This window comes from Methanophagales archaeon (assembly GCA_021159465.1).
GTDB lineage: Archaea > Halobacteriota > Syntropharchaeia > Alkanophagales > Methanospirareceae > G60ANME1.
This window is the reverse complement of the sequence record JAGGRR010000207.1, coordinates 1-4,536: the sequence shown is the minus strand read 5'-3', so window position 1 is coordinate 4,536 and position 4,536 is coordinate 1. Positions and strand designations below refer to the sequence as shown.

Annotated in this window: 6 protein-coding genes; 3 read left to right on the top strand and 3 right to left on the bottom strand. The window is 45.0% G+C overall.

Annotated elements, in window-relative coordinates:
• Positions 1 to 40: 40 nt before the first annotated feature.
• From J7J01_08985 to J7J01_08975, 3 genes are read left to right on the top strand one after another with little or no spacing between them, the layout of a single operon-like run.
• Entirely contained in the window at positions 41 to 406 is a 366-nt protein-coding gene (locus J7J01_08985) for a DUF2149 domain-containing protein (protein ID MCD6210999.1), read from the top strand.
• A 42-nt stretch (positions 407 to 448) separates the two neighbouring features.
• Positions 449 to 1,138 (top strand): diphthine--ammonia ligase, encoded by a 690-nt coding sequence (locus tag J7J01_08980; protein MCD6210998.1) that lies wholly within the window; start codon positions 449 to 451, stop codon positions 1,136 to 1,138.
• Positions 1,135 to 1,926 (top strand): radical SAM protein, encoded by a 792-nt coding sequence (locus tag J7J01_08975; GenBank protein ID MCD6210997.1) that lies wholly within the window; start codon positions 1,135 to 1,137, stop codon positions 1,924 to 1,926. Before J7J01_08980 ends, J7J01_08975 begins: the two co-directional genes overlap by 4 nt.
• Here J7J01_08975 and J7J01_08970 read toward each other — a convergent pair.
• The 3 genes from J7J01_08970 to J7J01_08960 all read right to left on the bottom strand — a co-directional run.
• Positions 1,919 to 2,551, bottom strand: a complete 633-nt coding sequence (locus J7J01_08970) for an aminodeoxychorismate/anthranilate synthase component II (GenBank protein ID MCD6210996.1) — start codon at positions 2,549 to 2,551, stop codon at positions 1,919 to 1,921. The genes J7J01_08975 and J7J01_08970 overlap by 8 nt on opposite strands.
• A complete protein-coding gene (locus J7J01_08965) occupies positions 2,496 to 4,088 on the bottom strand; it encodes a chorismate-binding protein (GenBank protein MCD6210995.1) in 1,593 nt (530 codons plus the stop codon). Before J7J01_08965 ends, J7J01_08970 begins: the two co-directional genes overlap by 56 nt.
• A 208-nt stretch (positions 4,089 to 4,296) precedes the next feature.
• A partial coding sequence (locus J7J01_08960; GenBank protein MCD6210994.1) for a hypothetical protein occupies positions 4,297 to 4,536 on the bottom strand: 240 nt, incomplete at its 5' end.

Here is a 4,536-nt window from a genome sequence, read left to right as displayed (position 1 = left end):
ATAAAGAGAGAAGGTCTCACAGGAGGAATAGGGATAAGAAATGAAATACATGAAAGAATCGGGAGGGAATCGAGGTCGTGGGGAACGAGATGACGACCCGCTGAGTGGCGTTGCCAATCTGTTCGACGTGGCGATGGTGTTCGCGCTCGGAGTGATAGTGATGCTGCTGATGTATCTCAGCATACCTGAAGTGCTGACACAGACAGATATGACAATAGTGAAGAACCCGGGTCAGCCGAACATGGAAGTGATAGTTAAGAGCGGGGAGCGAATCGAGAAGCTGGATATGATGAATGAGACGCTGCAAACGGAAGTTGTGGGTGAAATAGGGCGGATATATAAAACGAAAAGCGGTGGAATGGTGTATGTACCGGCAGGCACAAGCACGACGAAGGGAGGTAAATGATGAGATAGCGTACAGTAACAAATACAGATAAATACAGATGAAATGAAACGAAATAGCGAGAGTGAGAATATGGCTAAGCGCGTTTTCTGCTCCTGGAGTGGTGGGAAGGATAGCTGTTTAGCATGTTACAGAGCAATGCTTGACGGCAGGTTTGAGGTCTCGCATCTCCTGAACTTCTTAGCTGAGGATGGTAAGCGTGAAAGAGCACACGGTACTCGCTCTTCTCTACTGAAACTTCAATCAGAAGCAATAGGGATACCAATGGTTCAGGTGAATGCATCATGGGCGGGCTATGAGCGTAAATTCAAGCAAGCGGTGAGCGAGTTAAAGCTCGAAGGTGTGCAAGGTGGCGTTTTTGGCGATATTGACCTGATTGAGCACCGCGAATGGGTGGAACGAATTTGTAGTGAGCTCAAAATAGAGCCTGTCATACCGCTCTGGGGGCGCGACCCCGGGGATATAGTGCAGGAGTTCATAGAAGAAGGCTTTGAAGCTATAGTAGTTGCGACGCGGATAAAAGAGGAATGGCTGGGCAGGAGATTTGACGAATCCTTCATCGAAGAGCTGAAGAATTACAATTTCAATCTGTGTGGCGAATCAGGCGAGTATCATACTTTCGTGCTTGACGGACCGATATTCAAGCGCAGGCTAAAAATAAATGCGAGTGAGCTGGAGAGAGTGCATGTGAACGGGATGTGGTTTCTGGACATAAAAAGCGGTGAACTGGTATGAACATCTACCATATAAGTTATACGGAGAAATTCGCTGGTGAGCGAATGGCGATGCTCTCTTTCAAGGGCTGCAACTTCCTCTGTATCGGCTGTATCCGTGAAAGAACCGAATACGACATCTATGCAGAAGAGAGGCGATACATTGATTGGAACTTTGAGAACATCCTGAAGGAACTGAAAGCGTTGAACCCGCACAGGGTCTATCTTGGCGGTTACGAACCCACACTCGACCCTGATTTAATAACGATAATCAAAAATATCGCGAAACTCGATGCTCACTTCCATATCCATATCGTATTAATGACAAACGGGAGCAGAATAGACGAGCGATACGCGATAGAATTGAAAGAAGCAGGCGTAAACGAAGTTATTGTGAGTGTAAAAGCTTTTGATAGAGATAAGCATCTTTATTACACCAGAAGTAGCAATGAAGCGGTATTGAACGCGATAAAGAATCTGGCAGCGCTAGAGGACGCTTATTTCAGGCTCCAGGTAGAGACGATTCTGTTGCCAGGAATAAATGAACCCGCGGACATAGAGGAACTGGCAATATTCATCTCGGAGATAAACCCTGCCATTTCTCTCTTCATCGAGCCATGGATACCAGTACTTGGCGTAGAATTTAAAGAGCCGAAGAAGCACGATTTGATTGATGCGGTATCGAGAGCGATGAAGCACCTGTATGTGGTCTCATATCACCCCCTGTATTCCGAGATAAAAAAGATACGGGAAACACCGGTAAAGGCGAAATTCATCGAAATCCTGCCACAGGAACTAAAGACTAAATAGCAATAGCCTTTGCCCATTCGATCACGTTCTGTATTATCTTCAACCCGGTAGGGAACGTCAGGATAGATTCTGGATGGAATTGCACACCCTCTATCGGCAGGCGCCTGTGGCGAACGCCCATGACTATATCTCCATTAGTAGTGGTAGTAGTGGCAGTAGTGGCTGTGACCTCCAAACTCGCTGGTATGACCTTACCAATTAGAGAGTGATACCTGCCACCCATAAACGGGTTTGGTATACCTCTGTATATCGTCTTACCGTCATGCTGAATTGGAGATTGCTTACCATGGCAGGGATAAGCTAAAAGACCCAGTTCACCACCAAAGAATTCTATTAGCGCTTGATGACCCAGACAGATACCAAATATGGGGTAACTCCTGTGGTATTGTTCAATCACCCTGAGCAGATTGCCCGCATTAGCCGGTATTGAAGGACCAGGTGATAGCACAATCAAGTCCGGGTCTATATCCTCTATTATGTCCACATCCAGTCGGTTTCGATATACAATCACCTCACAATTGAATCTCCGGAAATAATCCACGAGATTGAATGTGAAGGAATCATAGTTATCAACCATGAATATTCTGAGCGCCTTCTTCGTATTCGTCTCCATCTCCATCTCCATCTTCAATCCCTCCTGTATCCTCTATGATCTTGAAGAATGCTTTGCCCTTATTCATCGTCTCTCTCCACTCGTTCTCGGGCTGTGAATCATACAGTATCGTGGCACCAACACGGATCTCCGCAATGCCGTCCCTTATATATGCGGTCCTGATAATGATACCAAAATCAAGATTACCGGAGAAGGTGATGTAGCCGACGTTACCGCCATAATAACCCCTTCTTGTGTGCTCAAATCGCTCAATCAGGTTCATTGCTGCTATTTTTGGCGCACCGGTAAGAGTACCTGCATTTAATGACACGATGAAAGCATCAAAAGGCTCGAATTTGGCAGTATCCAGCATACCCTCTACATGCGCCACCGTATGCATCACAGCCGAGTATTTCTCCACGAACCGATAGTCCCGAACTTCCACGCCCGGTTTACAAACTCTTGCAATGTCATTCCGTGCTAAATCAATCAGCATATCAAGTTCAGATTTCTCTTTCAGGGAATTCAAGAGCTGCATCATCTTCTCATAGTCCTCTATCGGATTCTCACCCCTCTCAATAGTACCAGAAATAGGTCTCGTCTGAACCAGCCCGTGCTCCACACGGAGGAACATCTCAGGCGAGGCACCCACAAGGCACTCATCACCGAAATTGACGTAGAATAAATACGGTGAGGGATTTATAGTGCGGAATTTGCGGTATATCTCAATTGGCGCTTTGCTGACCTTAAAATATCGCGAATGTGAGAGCACAATCTCAAATATCTCACCCTTCCGCATCTCCTCCTTCGCTCTCTCCACCATCTCCTCATACTCTCGCTTCGTGAGCGGCTTACCTCTCCTGATACGCCACTGTTCCTCCGCTATTACTCCATCTACTTCCACTCCTCCATCAATATCCGCTTCCGCCGACCGCAACACGAAATATTCATCAGCCGGGACATCAAAATCATGGAAATCGTATAACATTATCTCTGCATGCTCTTTGAGATGGTTGAAACAAACGATGAAGTCAGGCATGAAGAGATTGAAGTCCGGTATCCCCACATCATCATGAAGGTCTGCTATATCCTCGAAGAGTCTGACGAAGTCGTAAGAGAAGACGCCATAGAGCCCTAAAAAACGGTCTTCAGACGCAAAGAAATCGAGAAAAGTCCTTATAACGTATGAAATATTCCGCTGCTTGAATCTCCTATCCTCCTCTACCAATCGGTTCTCACGCTCAACATAGCCCGTGATGGAGTCCTCACGCACTTTCAAACCGCTTGCGTAACTGAAATGTGAATCATCAAACAGTCTTAATATATTCTTACCCCGGTTATTTAGTGCTCTAATCTCAAATCTTTCATCTTTACCCTTCAGTTGTAGTGGCGGGTCAATCAGAATAAGACTCAATCGCCCATATATCGGCGCTACCTCCGCAGACTCCAACACGATTCCCCGGTTCTCTACCCTATCAAAGAAGGATTCAAACGAGCTGTAAGGGATATCTTTCGTTATCCGCCTGAATCGCTCACCACCTTTGCAGGTGATATATTCTTCATCTATCATTGCTGTACAATAATAATGCATATTGTACATATAAATACATTAACCCCCAAAAAATATCACCATTCAGCAAGCCTTTGTAGGCTTCTTTTATCTATGAAACCCAAAGAAATGGCAATATCAATCAAAACGACACCAGGAGAAGTGATTTTTGTCACAGGGGACAGAATCAATCTATGTATTTTATCTAAGGATATGGCTAAAACAAGTTTCATACCGAAATAATAGCCTCTGGACCTGGAATAAGCTCATTTATAGTCCTATAGTCCTTATCTTTTAAATCTTCACTCCTATACTTCTTTCTGAACCTATTAATATCCATCGTCAAATTGGTGGTATCTCTAATTATTATCGTTTTTACGCTCTTTCGCTTTCCACAAACGGCGTTTACGGTTATCAACACCATATCCACAAACTGATCGACTGTAAACCTGCTTAGAAGCCTGTAAAC